The following is a 16,379-nucleotide window of genomic DNA, read 5'->3' on the forward strand; positions in this document are numbered from 1 at the left end:
AGAAGAGGATTTGCACCATTTCAGGACTGAAATGGTGCGTCCGAGTGGACTCGAACCACCGACCCCCACCATGTCAAGGTGGTGCTCTAACCAACTGAGCTACGGACGCAGAATGGTGCGTTCAATTGGACTCGAACCAACGACCCCCACCATGTCAAGGTGGTGCTCTAACCAACTGAGCTATGAACGCAACGTGTTGTCGGTGACAACGGGGACGAATATTAGCGGCACAGCACCGCAGTGGCAAGAGGCAAAATGCATTTTTCTCTCTGATTTCACGCGATTGCTTCATTACCGCGCAAAGTGAAGAGAAAGTAGCCGCCAGCAGGCGGCTACTGTGTATTTAACGTGCGGCGCGTTGCAAAATTACCGTGGATGGCTGACGCTGCAGGAAGCGCATACGCAGCATCATCATGATAGCCGCAGAGGTCAGACCGATGATAAAGCCGATCCAGAACCCCGCGGGCCCCATACGATCCACCACCAGATCGGTGAGCGCGAGAATGTAACCGCTCGGCAGACCCAACACCCAGTAGGCGATGAAGGTAATAAAGAAGATGGAGCGGGTATCTTTATAACCACGCAGTACGCCGCTGCCGATCACCTGGATGGAGTCAGAGATCTGGTATACCGCTGCCAGCAGCATCAGATGCGATGCCAGCATCACCACTTCCGGGTTGTCATTATAGAGCAGGGCAATTTGCTCCCGCAGTGCGACGGTGAAAAGCGCGGTGCAGACCGCCATACAGACACCCACGCCCAGCCCGGTGCGCGCAGCCGTTTGTGCATCAAGAGTTGAACCTTGCCCCAGACGGAAGCCGACGCGGATGGTGACCGCGGCCGCCAGCGACATCGGCAGGACGAACATCAGCGAGCTGAAGTTCAGCGCAATCTGGTGTCCGGCCACGTTCACAATGCCCAACGGCGAGACCAGCAGGGCGACCACGGCAAACAGAGTCACTTCGAAGAACAGTGCCAGTGCAATGGGCAGCCCCAGCTGTACCAGACGCATCATAATGTGCCAGTCCGGCGTGCTGAATGAACGCTCATTACGGATATCACGCAGGGAGCGGGCGTGTTTAACAAAGGTAAGTATGCTAAAGAACATCACCCAGTATACCGCCGCTGTTGCCACGCCGCAGCCTACGCCGCCAAGCTCCGGCATACCAAAATGGCCGTAAATAAAGATATAGTTCACCGGAATGTTGACCAGTAAACCGATAAAGCCCATGACCATCCCCGGCTTGGTTTTTGCCAGGCCTTCGCACTGGTTACGCGCCACCTGGAAGAAGAGATAACCCGGGACACCCCAGAGCAGGGCGCGCAGATACCCCACGGCCTTGTCTGCCAGAGCCGGGTCGATATTATGCATGGCGCGAATGATATGCCCGGCGTTCCAGAGCACGATCATAATCAGCACGGAGACAAATCCAGCTAGCCAAAAGCCCTGGCGCACCTGATGGGCGATACGTTCACGTCGGCCGGAACCATTCAGCTGGGCGATAACCGGCGTGAGTGCCAGCAGCAGGCCGTGACCGAAGAGAATGGCCGGAAGCCAGATAGAGGTTCCGATTGCCACGGCGGCCATATCGGTGGCGCTGTAGCCACCGGCCATCACCGTATCCACAAATCCCATTGCGGTCTGGGCCACCTGCGCGATGATCACCGGGATAGCCAGTGCCAATAACTGCCGCGCTTCATTCATGTACTTCTGCACGTGAACACCTTTATTTTGTAGTTATATGAGAGACTAAAAAAGCCGCCGTAACTGGCAGCAAGAAGAAAAAGCAGAGGGGGTGCCAGCTATTGTAGCGGGCTTTAGCTATTAATCTAGTGAAAAAATCGCCAGAAAATGCGCTGCTCTGGCAACCTGTATTTCCAACTGTTATTGTGGTGGGATTAAACGGTGTCACCACCGTCCGGAAAATACAGGAGTTGTAAGCATGTTTACTGGTATTGTGCAGGGCACCGCTAAAGTGGTGTCCATTGATGAAAAACCTAATTTCCGTACTCACGTCGTTGAGCTGCCAGAATATATGCTGGATGGCATCGAAACCGGTGCCTCGGTTGCGCATAACGGCTGCTGCCTGACGGTGACCGAAATTCATGGCAACCAGATTAGCTTTGATTTAATGAAAGAAACGCTGCGTATCACCAACCTGGGCGAACTGGTGGTGGGCGATACCGTAAACGTAGAGCGTGCGGCGAAGTTCAGCGATGAAATTGGCGGCCACCTGATGTCGGGCCATATCATGACCACCGCCGAAGTGGCGAAAATTGTCACCTCTGAAAATAACCGTCAAATCTGGTTTAAAGTGCAGGATCCGTCATTAATGAAATACATCCTGTATAAAGGATTTATTGGTATTGATGGGATTAGCCTGACGGTCGGAGAAGTGACGCCGACGCGTTTTTGCGTGCATTTAATTCCGGAAACGCTGCAGCGTACGACGCTGGGGGCGAAAAAACTGGGGCAGCGTGTGAATATCGAAATCGATCCGCAAACCCAGGCGGTCGTGGATACCGTCGAGCGTGTGCTGGCGGCGAAAGAGGCGGCCATAATAAAGGCCACCGAAGAAGAATAAAAAAATAACCCCGGATACCCGGGGTTATTTTTTAGCGCGGCACACGTAAGCCGTGTTCAATCCCGCGACTAAAGACCACCTGCCAGAGCTGAATATCACGCGCGCGGAACGCACCTGCGCAGGCATTCAGATAATAGCTGAACATCCGTTTAAATCGTTCAGAATAGTTGTCTGCAATATCAGGCCACGCTTGCTGGAAACGTTCATGCCACGCCATAAGCGTGGTGTCGTAATCCGCGCCAAAGTTATGCCAGTCTTCCATAATGAAGTGGCTTTCGCTGGCGTTGGCAATCTGGCGAACGGAAGGCAAACAGCCATTCGGAAAGATGTATTTATTGATCCACGGGTCAACGTTATTGTCCGTGCGCTTAGAGCCTATGGTGTGCAGCAGGAAGATGCCGTCGGGTTTTAAATTACGATCCACCACCTCAAAATAGGTGTCGTAATTTTTCGGCCCCACGTGCTCAAACATGCCCACGGAAACAATGCGATCAAACTGCTCGTTGAGGTCGCGGTAATCCTGCAGACGGATATCAACATCGAGACCCTGACAGCGCTCCCGGGCCATTTTTTGCTGTTCGGCTGAAATGGTTACGCCGACCACGCTGACGCCGTAGTGCTTCGCCATAAAATACGCCAGACCGCCCCAGCCGCAGCCGATATCCAGCACACGCATGCCGGGCTGCAGCTGCAGTTTCTCGCTAATCAGACGTAATTTATCCTGCTGGGCTTCTTCGAGGGTTGTCGCCTTTTTCCAGTAGGCGCAGGAGTATTGCATGAAGGGATCCAGCATGCGGCTGAACAAATCGTTACCGAGGTCGTAGTGCTCTTTGCCCACGATCCACGCCCGCTTTTTGCTTTGCAGATTGAACAAACGGGCGGAGGCGACGCGCAACGTATCTTTTATATTGCGGGGAAGCTGGTTCTCCAGACCGGCGCGCAACACGCTGGCAAAGAAAATATCCAGCCGCTCGCAATCCCACCAGCCATCCATATAGCTTTCGCCCAGCCCTAACGATCCCTCGCGCAGCACGCGTTTAAAAAAATCGGGATGTTTGACCTGCGGATCGGAGGGTGAAGATCCGTTGATAGTGATGCCTGCACGACCTAACAGTTCACTGACGATCCGGGACCAGTTATCGTCCGGAACGCTGACTTCTTCTATACACGATGAACTCATAGCTTCTCCATCACCTTACTGTGATCAGAACCTTCAAACAGCGTAGACGCTTTTTATGGTTTGTGAGAAATCTCACGGTAAATACCGCGAGGCTAGTATCCGACGTAGAACAGAGGAAGGGAGATAACCCTTGCCGAAATGCCTTCCATGGTAAAACGGGAGCACTCCGGCTCCCGTTAACACTTAATATTTATCGTATTTAATCGAACCAAATTTAGTATAGGCCTCAAAATTTGGTGATTCAATAGAAAATTCTTAGCAACCTAATCACTGAAATGTTACATATTTTCCCCAGTGATTACGCGTGCGACGTCTCCGCCTGAGCATGGTTCTCAAGCTCGCGCTGTGCGGCGGATTGCATGCGATAACCCATTACTGCCAGCGCAACGGTGACCAGCATCACGCTGGTGGTAGTTAACAGCGGGGTGGCAATCAGCGCTGACACCACCAGGCTTGCCAGGAAGCACAGGCCGAGCTGCAGGGTATTTTGCAGCGCCGCGGCGCGTCCTGTCGCCTGCGGGAAAGGACGTAACGCCTGTGCGACCACGATAGGATAAATGGCACCGTTAGCCACCGCCATCACGCAGAACGGAATCAAAATTTCCGCCAGACCGACGCCTGGAATAAACCCAACGGCCCAGGTGGCGCCCACGCTCAAAGCAAACAGCGCCAGCAGCCAGGGCAGCATCTGCTGGCCTTCCCATTTCTGCAGCGCCGCACGGCAGCCATATCCGCCCAGCAGGAAGGCGATGGTCTGTGGGACATAGCTCAGGCCAATGGCGGCCGGGCTGTATCCCATATCGTGCAGAATAAACGGCGAGCCGGTGAGCCAGGCGAAGAAGCTCGCCGAGCAGGCGGCATAGACCAGGACGTTACCACGATACGCTTTGGCGCTCAGCAGGAAGAGGAACGTGATCGGTTTAGCGTCAGCATGCGCCTCTTTTTTATGCGCGGGCTTGAGGGCAAACGCTGGCAGCATCAGTACCAGGGTGATGGCAAACAGCGTGGCAAAAATGGCCTGCCAGTCAAAGTGCGCGAGGATCCAGCTGCCCAGCAGGGGAGCGAGGGCGGGTGACAGGCCAACCAGCGGCATAATGGTGGCGAAAATTCGGTTGGTACGGTTGGCCGGGTAGTAGTCGGTCACGAGAGCCTGCCAGGTTACCGCCGCGGCACAGACGCCGACGGCCTGCACAAAGCGCAGCACCAGCAGCCAGGTCGCATCGCGTACCCACAACATTCCCAGACAGCCTACGGCAAAAATGGCCAGGCCCAGCAACAACACCGGTTTACGCCCGAAGCGATCGGAGAGCGGGCCCCAGAGCAGCTGTGCGATGGCAAATCCGGCGAGGAACAAACTCAGGCTGGCGCTGATGGCCGCGGCTGGCGTTTGCAGATCTTCCTGCATCGCCGCAAACGCGGGCAGGTACATATCGGTGGCCAAAAAGCCCAGCACGCTCAAACCGCCGAGCCAGACTAAAAATCCATTCCTGGGTTGCATTGTTTTATTCTCCTTGAGGAGGCAGGTAGACACTGGCGCAGAGTGTAGGGAGTGCAAAGCGGGTTGTGAAACGCTAATATTTGGCGGTTGCATTCAAATTTTTTGCAGGCAGAAAATGTGGTCAGATTATTCTCTTGAAGTGGTGGATGCTGTCGCGCGTAACGGCAGCTTTAGCGGTGCGGCACAGGAGTTGCACCGCGTCCCTTCGGCTATCAGCTACACGGTGCGGCAGCTTGAAGAGTGGCTGGCGGTTCCGCTGTTCGAACGGCGGCATCGCGATGTGGAATTAACGCCTGCTGGCGCGTGGTTTTTGAAAGAAGGGCGTTCTATTATCAAAAAAATGCAGATCACCCGCGAACAGTGCCAGCAGATCGCCAACGGCTGGCGCGGACATCTTTCCATCGCCGTGGACAATATCGTTAAGCCGGAGCGTACCCGGCAGATGATCGTGGATTTCTATCGCCATTTTTCAGACGTTGAACTTCGTGTCTCGCAGGAGGTATTCAACGGGGTCTGGGACGCGCTGGCGGACGGCAGGGCAGAGATGGCGATTGGCGCAACCCAGGCGATCCCCGTCGGGGGGCGCTATGCGTTTCGCGATATGGGCATGTTGAGCTGGAAATGCGTCGTGGCACACGATCATCCGCTGGCTGCCCTGGAGGGACCGCTGAGTGACGACACGCTGCGCAACTGGCCGTCGCTGGTGCTGGAGGATACCTCGCGCTCGTTGCCAAAACGTATTACCTGGCTTCTTGATAACCAGCGGCGGGTGGTAGCGCCGGACTGGGAATCCTCCGCGACCTGCCTCAGCGCCGGGCTGTGCGTCGCGATGGTTCCCGTCCATTTCGCTAAGCCGAGAATCGATACCGGTGAATGGGTCGAGCTGACGCTGGAGAATCCGTTCCCGGATGCGGCCTGCTGCCTGACGTGGCAACAAAATGATGTGTCGCCCGCCATGGCATGGCTACTGGATTATCTGGGAGACAGCGAAACGCTTAACCGGGAATGGCTACGGGAGCCAGCTTAGCTGGCTCCACACGAGATTAACGACGGTAGTCGCGGAATGGACCATCCGCAACGGAACGGCGCTCGATAAGGCGCGGGTGAACTTCAATGGACTGCGACTCTTCACGTTTGTTGACGATCCTGTCCATCAGCATATTGAAGGCCGTTTCACCGAGGGAGTCCTTCGGCTGGTGGATGGTGGTCAGCGCAGGCGTGAAGAAGCGCGCGTTGCGCACGTTGTCATAGCCGATCACGGAAATATCCTGCGGCACGCGCAGGCCCAGCTCATCGGCTGCACACAGGGCCCCCATCGCCATGATGTCCCCGCCGCAGAACACCGCCGTTGGACGATGCGGCTGAGAAACGATCTGCTGCATGGCGCGGTAGCCAGACTCCGGCTCAAAGTCGCCCTGCACGATCCAGTTTTCCGGCACGGTGATCAGCGCTTCTTCCATCGCCTTCATAAACCCGGCCAGACGGCCAGCACCGGTGTTGCGCTCGAGCGGCCCCGGGATCACGCCAATTTCACGGTGACCGCGTTCAATCAGATAGCGGCCCGCCATATAACCGCCTTCGAAGGCGTTATCGATGACGGAGTCGGTAAAGTCGGCGCGCGCTTCGCCCCAGTCCATCACCACCATTGGGATATGACGATACTCTTCCAGCATGGAAAGGACAGATTCCGGGTATTCGGAACACATCACCAGAAGGCCATCCACGCGTTTTTGCGCCATCATCGACAGATAGGCGCGCTGTTTTTCAATATTGTTCCACGCGTTGCCGAGGATAAGGGTATAGCCTTTCTGGAAGCAGTTTTTCTCAACCGCTTCGATGATTTCGGCAAAATAGGCCGCTTCACTGCTGGTCGCCAGCAAACCAATGGATTTGGTGTGATTAACTTTAAGGCTACGCGCAACGGCACTCGGCGAGTAGTGCAGCTCTTTGATTGCCGCCCAGACGGCGTTACGCGTCTCTTCCGCTACGAAGCGGGTTTTGTTAATTACATGTGATACGGTTGTAGTGGAAACGTTTGCGCGTTTTGCTACGTCTTTAATTGTTGCCATTAAATGTCACTCCAGACCATATCCTAAACTCCTGAAAACCTTGAAGGTAAACGTTTGCCTTATCTCACCCTTATCACGCAATCTTGAATTGCGGCACGCCAGGAAAACGACACGGGACGTCAGGAGGGGGTCAATGGCCGGTACGCTAATAAATTTAGCGTGGAATTTTGTCCTATCTTGATGAAAAGGGGAAGAGCTAAAGTGGTTATCCGTTTAAATCCTGGAAGATTTTTGACGTAAATTGTGTAAAAATGAGCAAGCTCACTTTTCGTGGGGGGATTAAAAGGAGAAAAATTGATGAGTTCCGATCTGAAGTTTTCACTGTTCACCACCGTTATTGTGCTGGCGCTGATTGTTGCTGCAGGTCTGACGGCTGCACTGCACTGATTTACGCGGAGGGGGCGTTCGCTCTCTCCCGCTTGCCCTCATTGTTACATCTCCGGCAAAAATCTTTTGCCAATTTGTTAACTTCTCATTTTTTGTGATTGATGTCATGCTTTCGGCTTCTTTGTTCTGTGTCACCACATGACACGGCATCCGGAGTTGACGCATGAAAATCAATTTTCCCCTGCTGGCCCTGGCGATTGGCGCTTTTGGGATTGGCACCACTGAATTTTCCCCTATGGGACTCTTACCGGTTATCGCCCGCGGTGTGGACGTCTCTATCCCTGCAGCCGGGATGTTAATCAGCGCCTATGCCATTGGTGTGATGGTAGGGGCACCGCTGATGACGCTGTTGCTTTCCCACCGAGCGCGCCGCAATGCGCTGATTTTCCTGATGGCTATCTTTACCCTTGGCAACGTGCTCTCCGCCATTTCGCCTGATTACACCACGCTGATGCTGTCACGTATCCTGACAAGCCTTAACCACGGCGCTTTCTTTGGGCTGGGGTCGGTGGTGGCGGCAAGCGTGGTGCCCAAACACAAGCAGGCGAGTGCCGTGGCAACCATGTTTATGGGCCTGACCATCGCCAACATTGGCGGCGTTCCTGCGGCCACCTGGCTGGGTGAGGTCATTGGCTGGCGTATGTCGTTCCTCGCAACCGCCGTACTGGGTGTTGTCGCGATGGTGGCGTTGTTCTTCTCTCTGCCGAAAGGCAGCGCTGGTGAGCGTCCTGAGGTACGTAAAGAGCTGTCGGTACTGATGCGTCCGCAGGTCCTTTCTGCGCTGCTCACCACCGTGCTGGGTGCCGGGGCGATGTTTACCCTTTACACCTATATTTCGCCGGTGCTGCATGACATCACTCACGCGACGCCGATCTTTATCACCGCGATGCTGGTGCTGATTGGCGTGGGCTTCTCGATTGGTAACTATCTGGGCGGGAAATTTGCTGACCGCTCCGTGAGCGGAACGCTGAAGGGTTTTCTGACCCTGCTGATTGTCATCATGATTGCCATTCCCTGGCTGGCGCGTAATGAGTATGGCGCGGCCATTGCGATGGTCGTCTGGGGTGCGGCCACCTTTGCCGTGGTTCCGCCGCTGCAGATGCGCGTAATGCGCGTCGCGCATGAGGCGCCGGGTCTTTCATCGTCGGTGAATATTGGCGCGTTCAACCTGGGCAATGCGCTCGGTGCCGCAGCGGGTGGTGCTGTGATTTCAGGTGGTCTGGGATACAGCTTTGTGCCGGTGATGGGGGCCATTATTGCCGCGCTTGGCCTGCTGTTAGTGATGATGTCGGGTCGTAAACAGCCTGAAGCGGCCTGTGCTGCCGAATAAAAAAACGCAGAAGGGGAAACCCTTCTGCGTCTCTCTTACGCGGCGAAGTTCTTCGCCACAAAGTTCCAGTTAACCAGTGCCCAGAAGTGCTCCAGGTAGTTAGGACGCGCGTTACGGTAATCAATGTAGTACGCGTGTTCCCAGACATCCACGGTCATCAGCGGTGTCGCGCTGGTGGTCAGTGGTGTACCCGCGTTAGACGTGGAGACGATAGCCAGTTTGCCATCGGCCTCTTTTACCAGCCATGTCCAGCCAGAACCGAAGTTTTTGATTGCGGCATCGGTAAATTTCGCTTTGAACTCCGCAAAGCTGCCAAAGGCGGCGTTAATCGCAGTAGCCAGTTCACCGGTCGGCTCGCCGCCAGCATTTGGTGCCAGGCAGTGCCAGTAGAAGGTGTGGTTCCACACCTGAGCAGCGTTGTTGAATACGCCACCGTCTGAACTGCGGACGATCTCTTCCAGCGTTTTGCCTTCAAAATCGGTGCCCTTGATCAGGTTGTTCAGGTTGGTGACATAGGTCTGGTGATGTTTGCCGTAATGATATTCCAGGGTTTCCGCAGAAATGTGCGGTGCCAGGGCGTCTTTTGCATACGGTAGTGCAGGTAATTCGAACGACATTGCTTCTCTCCTTATTGTATTTTGCGTTGCCAATAACCACACAGACAACAAGGACAGGATAGCAAATTGAAAGGGTATGCAAAAGAGGAACTTACCCTGCCGTGGTGACGGCAGGGCAGGGTTTAGCGGATGGTTTTCGGCGTCATGACGCGGCGTGCGCCGACGTAGTGACGCACCCAGTAGTCTTCGCTAAGCGAGGTGATCTGAATGTCCTGACCGCTTCGTGGGGACTGAATAAACTTCCCGTTACCCACATACACGCCGACGTGATCAGCCGTACCGCGACCCTGGGTGCGGAAGAAGACCAGATCGCCATTTTGCAGCTCGCCACGGTTAACAGGGGCGGCGTCGCGCAGGTGGTACATTTCATTGGCGGTGCGCGGAATGCGGAATTTCACCAGATCTTTATAGGCGTAATACACCAGCCCGCTGCAGTCAAAACCGGTGCGGGGAGAGGTACCACCCCAGCGATACGGTTTGCCAATTTGCCCCATCAGCTTATTCATCGCCGTTTTTTGTGCTTTCTGTACCCGAACCTTATGCGCGTCGGCAATTTTTGTCACTTTCGTGCATTTGGCTTTATGCCCTTTGCGCGTGGTGCATTTTTCCGTTACGAGGTTGGCAGCAGTTTTTGAGGCTTTACGTTTCGATGCGAGGGCAGTGCGGGAAGATGTTGATTTCGATTTGCTGGAGGCGGTCTTTTTCGTTTGAGCGGTTGTTTTTTTCTTTTCGTTCTTACTGGTAGTCTTTTTTTTACGTTCTGTGGTTTTTGCCAGATGCGTTTTTTGCACAGCAGAGTGCCGCGCCTGTTGAGAGGCGTTTGCCGCTGGCGTGAAAGAGAGTGATGTAAACAGTAAAGCACAGAGCGTGATCGAGATTTTATTTATCCGCGCCACTGGGCAGTCCCCTGATAAATGCAGGTCATCAATAATACCCGCGTGTGATTTACAAAGCCCGTCGATTCTAATCCATAAAAACCCGAGAAGTTAATAGCATTTTTCAATCTAAAAACCTGTTTCGTTAGCAAGTGCAAAAAAATTCATCGATTTGTCGCACAATTGTTCACGCCCTAAGCAAAACCCTGCCTGCCGCAGGGTTAAGCACCATTTACAATGCAACTTTTCGCCACTCGCGATAAAATAGCTATACGTGACAAAAATGTTATTTTCCGATGCCAGTCTGAACCGCTACAATGTCAGACTAATGCCGTAACAGAAGTTAAAGGAAGCAAGACATGAGCACCACTATTGAAAAAATCCAGCGCCAGATCGCTGAAAACCCAATTCTGCTGTATATGAAAGGTTCTCCGAAGCTGCCAAGCTGTGGCTTCTCCGCGCAAGCGGTTCAGGCGCTGTCTGCCTGTGGTGAACGTTTTGCTTACGTTGATATCCTGCAAAACCCGGACATCCGCGCTGAGCTGCCAAAATACGCGAACTGGCCGACGTTCCCGCAGCTGTGGGTCGACGGTGAACTGGTTGGCGGTTGCGATATCCTGATTGAAATGTATCAGCGCGGCGAACTGCAGCAGCTAATCAAAGAGACGGCGGCGAAGTACAAAACCGAAGAGCCGGACGCAGAGTAATTTTCTACGCAAATAAAAAAGCGACCTTAAGAGGTCGCTTTTTTTATTCTTCGCTGTCGCCCATCGTCAGCGGCCAGCCGCCCAGACGCTTCCAGCGGTTGACTATTTCACAGAACAGCTCTGCGGTGCGCTCCGTATCATACAGCGCGGAGTGCGCCTGCGTGCCGTCAAACTCAATCCCGGCCGTAATACAGGCTTTTGACAAGACCGTTTGTCCCAGCGCCAGGCCACTCAGTGCGGCGGTGTCAAAGGTCACAAACGGGTGGAAGGGGTTACGCTTAAGAGAGGCTCGCTCGGCGGCGGCCATCGTAAAGCTGTGATCGAACGTGGCGTTATGCGCCACCATAATGGCGCGGCTGCAGTTGCTCTCTTTCATGCCTTTACGCACCATTTTGAAAATGGCGTGCAGCGCGTCATATTCGCTCACCGCACCGCGCAGCGGGTTATGCGGATCGATGCCATTAAACGCCAGCGCCTCTGGCTGCAGGTTTGCGCCTTCAAAGGGCTCAACGTGGAAATGCAGCGTGGTGTCCGGTGTAAGCCAGCCCTCTTCATCCATCTTCAGCGTGATGGCGGCAATTTCAAGCAGCGCATCGGTTTTAGCGTTAAATCCGGCTGTTTCGACATCAATGACAACAGGATAAAAACCACGAAAACGGTCGCACAGACCGGTAAGTTGAGCGTTATCGGACATCAGGGTCTCTTACAAGGGGAAAAAAGCAGAGCGCATTATGGCAAATTTTGGCGTGGGATGCAGTAAAACAACGGGCGCATAGTGCGCCCTGAGGGATCAGTTGCCCAGACCGCGACCGGCGTCTTTGGCTTCAATCAGCTCGATTTTATAACCGTCTGGATCTTCAACAAACGCAATCACGGTGGTGCCGCCTTTTACCGGGCCCGCTTCACGCGTGACGTTGCCACCGTTGCTGCGAATGCGTTCACAGGCTTCTGCCGCGTTGTCCACTTCCAGCGCGATGTGGCCATAGGCCGTGCCCAGCTCATAGCTGTCGACGCCCCAGTTATAGGTCAGCTCGATAACCGCTTCATCCGTTTCCGGGCCGTAACCCACGAATGCCAGCGAGTATTTGTATTCCGGGTTTTCGCTGGTGCGCAGCAGCTTCATACCCAGTACGTTAGTGTAGAAATCGATGGAACGTTGCAGATCGCCAACGCGCAGCATGGTGTGAAGTAGGCGCATAATTTCCTCATTAACCAATGGAGTAGAGTATCTTTTTGAACAGAAACGATGTTTTAGTATAGCGGCGAAAGGCCGCCGCTATCAATGCACAACGGAGAGATTACAGCGTAGGGTAGTCGGTATAGCCTTCCGCGCCGCCGCCGTAGAAGCTTTCCGGGCGCTGTGGGTTCAGCGCTGCTTTCTGCTGCAGACGGGCAACCAGGTCCGGGTTGGCAATGTAATCACGACCAAAGGCCACGGCGTCGATCAACCCTTTATTAATCAGATCTTCGGCTTTCTCCGGCGTATAGGCCCCCGCACCGATGATCACCCCGTGGAAACGCTCGCGCACTTTCTGGCGGAAAGCCTCAGAGTAAGGCTGACCACCGGCCCAGTCCGGCTCGGACATGTGCAGATACGCGATGCCGCGTTTCGCCAGCCCTTCAATCAGATACAGCGCGTCCGCTTCTTCGTTCGGACCGTTGTCGACGTTCTGGAACGTACCGATTGGGGAGACGCGAATACCAATACGGTCCGGGCTCCACTCCTGACAAACGGCATCAACCACTTCCAGCACCAGACGGGCGCGGTTTTCGACGCTGCCGCCGTACTGGTCCGTGCGGTGGTTGGACGACGGTGAAAGGAACTGGTGCAGGAGGTAACCGTGCGCGGAGTGCAGTTCAACCAGATCAAAACCGGCTTCACGGGCGTTAGCCACCGCCTGACGGAAATCGTTCACGATACCCGGGATCTCATCCAGCTCAAGGGCGCGTGGCGTTGAGGTATCGACGCGGATCGCGTTACCGTTTTCATCGCGCAGGGAAGTGCGGGTATTCGCATTCAGGGCTGACGCGGAAACCGGTGCCTGTCCGCCAGGCTGAATGCTGCTGTGAGAGATACGACCGGTGTGCCACAGCTGAACCGCAATGCGACCCTCTTCGGCGTGAACGCCAGCGGTGATTTTCTTCCAGGCGGCAATCTGCTCCGGGCTGTGCAGGCCTGGTGCGCCGGCATATCCCTTCGCCTGTGCGGAAATCTGCGTGGCTTCAGTGATGATGAGACCAGAGCTGGCGCGCTGACGATAGTATTCACCCATCAGTGGGGTTGGGATATCACCCGGCTCAATGCTGCGCAGACGGGTGAGTGGGGCCATAAACACGCGGTTTGGTGCGGTGACGGCGCCCACTTTCAGTGGGGTGAAAAGTTTTTCAGCTGACATAACGACTCCTGAGTAGACCAGTCGACTAGTAATTAAGTAAATAAAAACGCCTGCTACACGCCAGGCGCAGTAATGCTGCTATTAACATGTGCCAGTGCGCTTTCCAGCGGCACGGCACTGCGGGAAATTTTGGCCTGCAGATTCGCCCCTAACCAGAGCGAATATAAAACCTGCGCCTGCGTTAACGCCTCACCGGCGAAGGCCAGCGTTTTTTCACGGCGGCCATTCTCAAGCGCCTGCGCCAGCAGGGCGATCACGCCGCTGGCACCTTTATCCATTGCCGCACGCATATCTTCGGAGAGATCGCACACTTCTGCAGAGAGTTTTACCGTCAGGCAACCGCTGATAATGCCCTGCTGACAGAACTGGTTCAGCGTTTCCTGATAGTAGTTGAGAACACGATCCCGATAGTTTCCTTCACCACTGGCGAAATGGGTGGCCAGGCGTTGATGGTAGCTGGCATAGTGCCTCTCCAGCATCGCCACGCCAAACGCCTCTTTGGATCGGAAGTAGTGATAAAACGACCCCTTTGGCACTTCAGCGGTTTTAAGTAACTCGCTTAACCCCATACCGGTAAACCCGCGATGCATGCAAAGCCGCTCGCCAGTCGCCAGTAAATGTTCGCGTGTATCGTGTTCAGTATTTCTGCTCATGGCCAAACTCTAATAGACCGTTCGGTCTATTGCAAGGGCGTTTACTGACGACATGCGTTCAGAATATCCAGTTGCTGCTGATAAACCGTTGATTTCACATCCATCATACCCAGTACGGTAGAGAACAGATTATCCTGCGAAACCGCATTTTTTGCTGCATAGTCGCGCAGGCACTGCGCGTTGATACCAAAGTTTTTCGCGTAGTCCGGTGATAACCAGAACATAAACGGAATGTGCGTTTGTTGCTCTGGCGCCAGCATATACGGCGTGCCGTGCAGATAAATTCCGCTTTCGCCCAGCGATTCGCCGTGGTCGGAAAGGTAAATCAGCGCGGTGTTCATATTCGCCTGACGTGCCTTCAGCGCATCGATGGTTTTGCTGACCACGCTGTCGGTATACAGAATGGTGTTGTCATAGGTATTCATCAGCGCCTGGTGATCGCAATCCTGAATCTCATTGGTGTCGCAGGTTGGGGTGAATTTGCGGAAATTGTCCGGGTAACGGTGATAGTAAGCCGGGCCGTGGCTGCCCATCAGGTGGATAACCAGTACGGTGTCCTGTTTCAGGCCGTCCAGCACGTTGTCGAGACGGTAGAAGTTCACATCATCAATACAGGACTTGTCTTGGCAGAACTGATCCAGGTTCCACTGGGTCATATCAGTATGGGGTATGCGGTCGCAGGCACCTTTACAGCCGCCGTCATTGTCGCGCCACAGCAGGTTGATTCCCGCGTGTTTGAGCACATCGAGCAACCCTTCCTGGTGATGTGCCAGGTCGGCATCGTATTTGCTGCGCGTCATCCCGGAGAACATGCAGGGAACGGAAACGGCCGTTTCGGTACCGCATGACGTGGCCTGCGGGAAGTTGATGACATCCTGTTTTTTCAGTTCCGGGTTCGTTTCACGGCCATAACCATTCAGCGAGTAGTTCGCGGCACGTGAGGCCTCACCGACAACCAGCACCAGAACTGTTTTCTTGTTCTGTCCTGCAATCAGCGGGCCTTTATGCGCATCTTCACCTATACGCACCAGCGTTTGGTCACCTTCGAACCAGCGCATTTTGCTGTATTTCATCATGGCGCTGACGTAGTTAGCTGGGGTGACCATCTTGACGATGCTCTTATTGTTGCGAAACAGCGACGCATAATCTTTATAAAACACGGCGGCGACGAGGATGATCACCAGCAGGGCGCCAAGCATGGCGGCAATGCGCATCAGCAGCGCATACCACCATTTTCCGGTCTGAATACGCGTCATCGCCAACACCACGGAAGGAACCAGTCCTGCTATGACAATCCACAGAATCATCTGCGGCGTGACCAGCGCTGTGGCTTCCTGGGAGTTGGTTTCGAACACGTTAACAATCATGTTCTGATCGATAACCGCGCCATAGGTATACATAAAGTACGTTGCCGCGGCACAGCCGACGGTTAAGACGATCAGCAGCGGCTTACGGATAAAGGGGATATTGAGCAGGCTGAAGACAATCACCCAGCCGCAGAACAGCACCAGCGGCACGGACGCGGCAAAAAGGATATCGTGAAGCCTTGCCGGGGCAATAATGGCCCAGCTACGTTGAATAAACAGTGCGTTTATCAGCGTAAAGAAAAGCGCACAACCCAGAGTGAATTTTATATCGTTACACTGTAACTTCTTCGTTAACCACATCGAAAAGAAACCTGTCATCATATTGATGAGGCGAGTATAGAGAGGGAAGATTAGTGAAACCTTAATGCCACAAAACTGTGGTAAAGCCCTTGCACGTGGGGCGTTTAACGTCTTCACTGTAGGTGAGTGTCGGTATTCGGAGGTGAACGTGGCAGAGCAGCTGGAGTTTTTCCCCATCCAGAGCCCGTGCCGGGGGATTTGTCAGGTGGATGAACGCGGTTATTGCCGTGGGTGTATGCGTACCCGCGACGAGCGGTTTAACTGGCAAAATTTCAGCGACACGCAAAAGCAGGAGGTGCTTCGCCTCTGCCGCCAGCGGTTTCTGCGCAAAATACGTGCAAACAAGCCGGGTGAAACCGAAGAACCCCAGCAACCTTCACTGTTTTAACACGCTTATTGCGTATACTCATGACAT

At 54.3% G+C, this 16,379-nt stretch carries 17 protein-coding genes and 2 tRNA genes; 6 read left to right on the forward strand and 13 right to left on the reverse strand.

Features of this window, described 5'->3' with window-relative positions:
- Window positions 1-32: 32 nt before the first annotated feature.
- The 3 genes from ACQG2G_RS09250 to mdtK all read right to left on the reverse strand — a co-directional run bounded on the left by ACQG2G_RS09250 (window position 33) and on the right by mdtK (window position 1,717).
- Window positions 33-109 (reverse strand) — tRNA-Val (locus tag ACQG2G_RS09250).
- Window positions 110-113: 4 nt separating this feature from the next.
- A tRNA-Val gene (locus ACQG2G_RS09255) sits at window positions 114-190 on the reverse strand.
- A gap of 153 nt (window positions 191-343) precedes the next feature.
- A complete protein-coding gene (gene mdtK, locus ACQG2G_RS09260; protein ID WP_013096934.1) occupies window positions 344-1,717 on the reverse strand; it encodes an MdtK family multidrug efflux MATE transporter in 1,374 nt (457 codons plus the stop codon).
- A 226-nt stretch (window positions 1,718-1,943) separates the two neighbouring features.
- Between mdtK and ACQG2G_RS09265 the strand changes: the two genes are divergently transcribed.
- The gene (locus ACQG2G_RS09265; RefSeq protein WP_040023023.1) at window positions 1,944-2,585 is read left to right on the forward strand and encodes a riboflavin synthase; all 642 of its coding nucleotides are present in this window, start codon (window positions 1,944-1,946) and stop codon (window positions 2,583-2,585) included.
- Window positions 2,586-2,616: 31 nt separating this feature from the next.
- On the opposite strand, the gene cfa is transcribed toward ACQG2G_RS09265, so the two are convergent.
- Window positions 2,617-3,765 carry a cyclopropane fatty acyl phospholipid synthase gene (gene cfa / locus ACQG2G_RS09270; RefSeq protein ID WP_029882768.1) on the reverse strand — a complete coding sequence of 383 codons (1,149 nt, stop codon included), beginning with the start codon at window positions 3,763-3,765 and terminating at the stop codon, window positions 2,617-2,619.
- A gap of 298 nt (window positions 3,766-4,063) precedes the next feature.
- Entirely contained in the window at window positions 4,064-5,263 is a 1,200-nt protein-coding gene (gene punC, locus ACQG2G_RS09275) for a purine nucleoside transporter PunC (RefSeq protein WP_058660877.1), read from the reverse strand.
- Window positions 5,264-5,378: 115 nt separating this feature from the next.
- Between punC and punR the strand changes: the two genes are divergently transcribed.
- Window positions 5,379-6,290 carry a DNA-binding transcriptional activator PunR gene (gene punR / locus ACQG2G_RS09280; protein ID WP_061772604.1) on the forward strand — a complete coding sequence of 304 codons (912 nt, stop codon included), beginning with the start codon at window positions 5,379-5,381 and terminating at the stop codon, window positions 6,288-6,290.
- A gap of 16 nt (window positions 6,291-6,306) precedes the next feature.
- Here the strand turns inward: punR and purR are convergent, their stop codons facing one another.
- Complete coding sequence (gene purR / locus ACQG2G_RS09285; protein WP_013096929.1) at window positions 6,307-7,332, reverse strand: HTH-type transcriptional repressor PurR; 1,026 nt, start codon at window positions 7,330-7,332, stop codon at window positions 6,307-6,309.
- Between the two features lie 297 nt (window positions 7,333-7,629).
- Here purR and ACQG2G_RS09290 point away from each other — a divergent pair, with 297 nt between their 5' ends.
- Together ACQG2G_RS09290 and ACQG2G_RS09295 are read left to right on the forward strand one after the other, a co-directional pair.
- The gene (locus ACQG2G_RS09290) at window positions 7,630-7,719 is read left to right on the forward strand and encodes a YnhF family membrane protein (protein WP_020688313.1); all 90 of its coding nucleotides are present in this window, start codon (window positions 7,630-7,632) and stop codon (window positions 7,717-7,719) included.
- Window positions 7,720-7,882: 163 nt separating this feature from the next.
- Window positions 7,883-9,049: an MFS transporter gene (locus ACQG2G_RS09295; protein WP_038419208.1), complete on the forward strand. Its 1,167-nt coding sequence runs from the start codon at window positions 7,883-7,885 to the stop codon at window positions 9,047-9,049.
- 35 nt (window positions 9,050-9,084) lie between these two features.
- Here ACQG2G_RS09295 and sodB read toward each other — a convergent pair whose 3' ends face one another.
- Both sodB and ACQG2G_RS09305 read right to left on the reverse strand, forming a co-directional pair.
- Window positions 9,085-9,666 carry a superoxide dismutase [Fe] gene (gene sodB / locus ACQG2G_RS09300; protein ID WP_038419209.1) on the reverse strand — a complete coding sequence of 194 codons (582 nt, stop codon included), beginning with the start codon at window positions 9,664-9,666 and terminating at the stop codon, window positions 9,085-9,087.
- A gap of 122 nt (window positions 9,667-9,788) precedes the next feature.
- The gene (locus ACQG2G_RS09305; protein WP_029882772.1) at window positions 9,789-10,562 is read right to left on the reverse strand and encodes a C40 family peptidase; all 774 of its coding nucleotides are present in this window, start codon (window positions 10,560-10,562) and stop codon (window positions 9,789-9,791) included.
- Between the two features lie 338 nt (window positions 10,563-10,900).
- Here ACQG2G_RS09305 and grxD point away from each other — a divergent pair, with 338 nt between their 5' ends.
- Entirely contained in the window at window positions 10,901-11,248 is a 348-nt protein-coding gene (grxD, locus tag ACQG2G_RS09310) for a monothiol glutaredoxin 4 (RefSeq protein ID WP_003832760.1), read from the forward strand.
- Window positions 11,249-11,291: 43 nt separating this feature from the next.
- Here grxD and rnt read toward each other — a convergent pair whose 3' ends face one another.
- From rnt to eptA, 5 genes are all read right to left on the reverse strand, one after another.
- Window positions 11,292-11,942, reverse strand: coding sequence for a ribonuclease T (rnt, locus tag ACQG2G_RS09315; protein ID WP_161670482.1), 651 nt, complete (start codon window positions 11,940-11,942; stop codon window positions 11,292-11,294).
- A gap of 96 nt (window positions 11,943-12,038) precedes the next feature.
- Entirely contained in the window at window positions 12,039-12,446 is a 408-nt protein-coding gene (gene gloA, locus ACQG2G_RS09320; protein WP_013096923.1) for a lactoylglutathione lyase, read from the reverse strand.
- A 100-nt stretch (window positions 12,447-12,546) separates the two neighbouring features.
- Window positions 12,547-13,644 carry an alkene reductase gene (locus ACQG2G_RS09325; protein WP_348595857.1) on the reverse strand — a complete coding sequence of 366 codons (1,098 nt, stop codon included), beginning with the start codon at window positions 13,642-13,644 and terminating at the stop codon, window positions 12,547-12,549.
- Between the two features lie 53 nt (window positions 13,645-13,697).
- Window positions 13,698-14,297 carry a TetR/AcrR family transcriptional regulator gene (locus tag ACQG2G_RS09330; protein ID WP_028028082.1) on the reverse strand — a complete coding sequence of 200 codons (600 nt, stop codon included), beginning with the start codon at window positions 14,295-14,297 and terminating at the stop codon, window positions 13,698-13,700.
- A gap of 41 nt (window positions 14,298-14,338) precedes the next feature.
- A complete protein-coding gene (gene eptA / locus ACQG2G_RS09335) occupies window positions 14,339-15,964 on the reverse strand; it encodes a phosphoethanolamine transferase EptA (RefSeq protein WP_348595856.1) in 1,626 nt (541 codons plus the stop codon).
- Window positions 15,965-16,112: 148 nt separating this feature from the next.
- Between eptA and ACQG2G_RS09340 the strand changes: the two genes are divergently transcribed.
- Window positions 16,113-16,352, forward strand: a complete 240-nt coding sequence (locus ACQG2G_RS09340) for a DUF1289 domain-containing protein (protein WP_013096919.1) — start codon at window positions 16,113-16,115, stop codon at window positions 16,350-16,352.
- Window positions 16,353-16,379: the final 27 nt, after the last annotated feature.

This window comes from Enterobacter cloacae complex sp. 382A5 (assembly GCF_050031095.1).
Taxonomy (GTDB): domain Bacteria; phylum Pseudomonadota; class Gammaproteobacteria; order Enterobacterales; family Enterobacteriaceae; genus Enterobacter; species Enterobacter cloacae.

Bases quoted from the DNA above. Each gene is read 5' to 3' on its own strand.
- ACQG2G_RS09265 (WP_040023023.1), top strand. From the start codon at position 1,944: ATGTTTACTGGTATTGTGCAGGGCACCGCTAAAGTGGTGTCCATTGAT.
- cfa (WP_029882768.1), bottom strand. From the start codon at position 3,765: ATGAGTTCATCGTGTATAGAAGAAGTCAGCGTTCCGGACGATAACTGG.
- punC (WP_058660877.1), bottom strand. From the start codon at position 5,263: ATGCAACCCAGGAATGGATTTTTAGTCTGGCTCGGCGGTTTGAGCGTG.
- punR (WP_061772604.1), top strand. From the start codon at position 5,379: ATGTGGTCAGATTATTCTCTTGAAGTGGTGGATGCTGTCGCGCGTAAC.
- purR (WP_013096929.1), bottom strand. From the start codon at position 7,332: ATGGCAACAATTAAAGACGTAGCAAAACGCGCAAACGTTTCCACTACA.
- ACQG2G_RS09290 (WP_020688313.1), top strand. From the start codon at position 7,630: ATGAGTTCCGATCTGAAGTTTTCACTGTTCACCACCGTTATTGTGCTG.
- ACQG2G_RS09295 (WP_038419208.1), top strand. From the start codon at position 7,883: ATGAAAATCAATTTTCCCCTGCTGGCCCTGGCGATTGGCGCTTTTGGG.
- sodB (WP_038419209.1), bottom strand. From the start codon at position 9,666: ATGTCGTTCGAATTACCTGCACTACCGTATGCAAAAGACGCCCTGGCA.
- grxD (WP_003832760.1), top strand. From the start codon at position 10,901: ATGAGCACCACTATTGAAAAAATCCAGCGCCAGATCGCTGAAAACCCA.
- rnt (WP_161670482.1), bottom strand. From the start codon at position 11,942: ATGTCCGATAACGCTCAACTTACCGGTCTGTGCGACCGTTTTCGTGGT.
- gloA (WP_013096923.1), bottom strand. From the start codon at position 12,446: ATGCGCCTACTTCACACCATGCTGCGCGTTGGCGATCTGCAACGTTCC.
- ACQG2G_RS09325 (WP_348595857.1), bottom strand. From the start codon at position 13,644: ATGTCAGCTGAAAAACTTTTCACCCCACTGAAAGTGGGCGCCGTCACC.
- ACQG2G_RS09330 (WP_028028082.1), bottom strand. From the start codon at position 14,297: ATGAGCAGAAATACTGAACACGATACACGCGAACATTTACTGGCGACT.
- eptA (WP_348595856.1), bottom strand. From the start codon at position 15,964: ATGTGGTTAACGAAGAAGTTACAGTGTAACGATATAAAATTCACTCTG.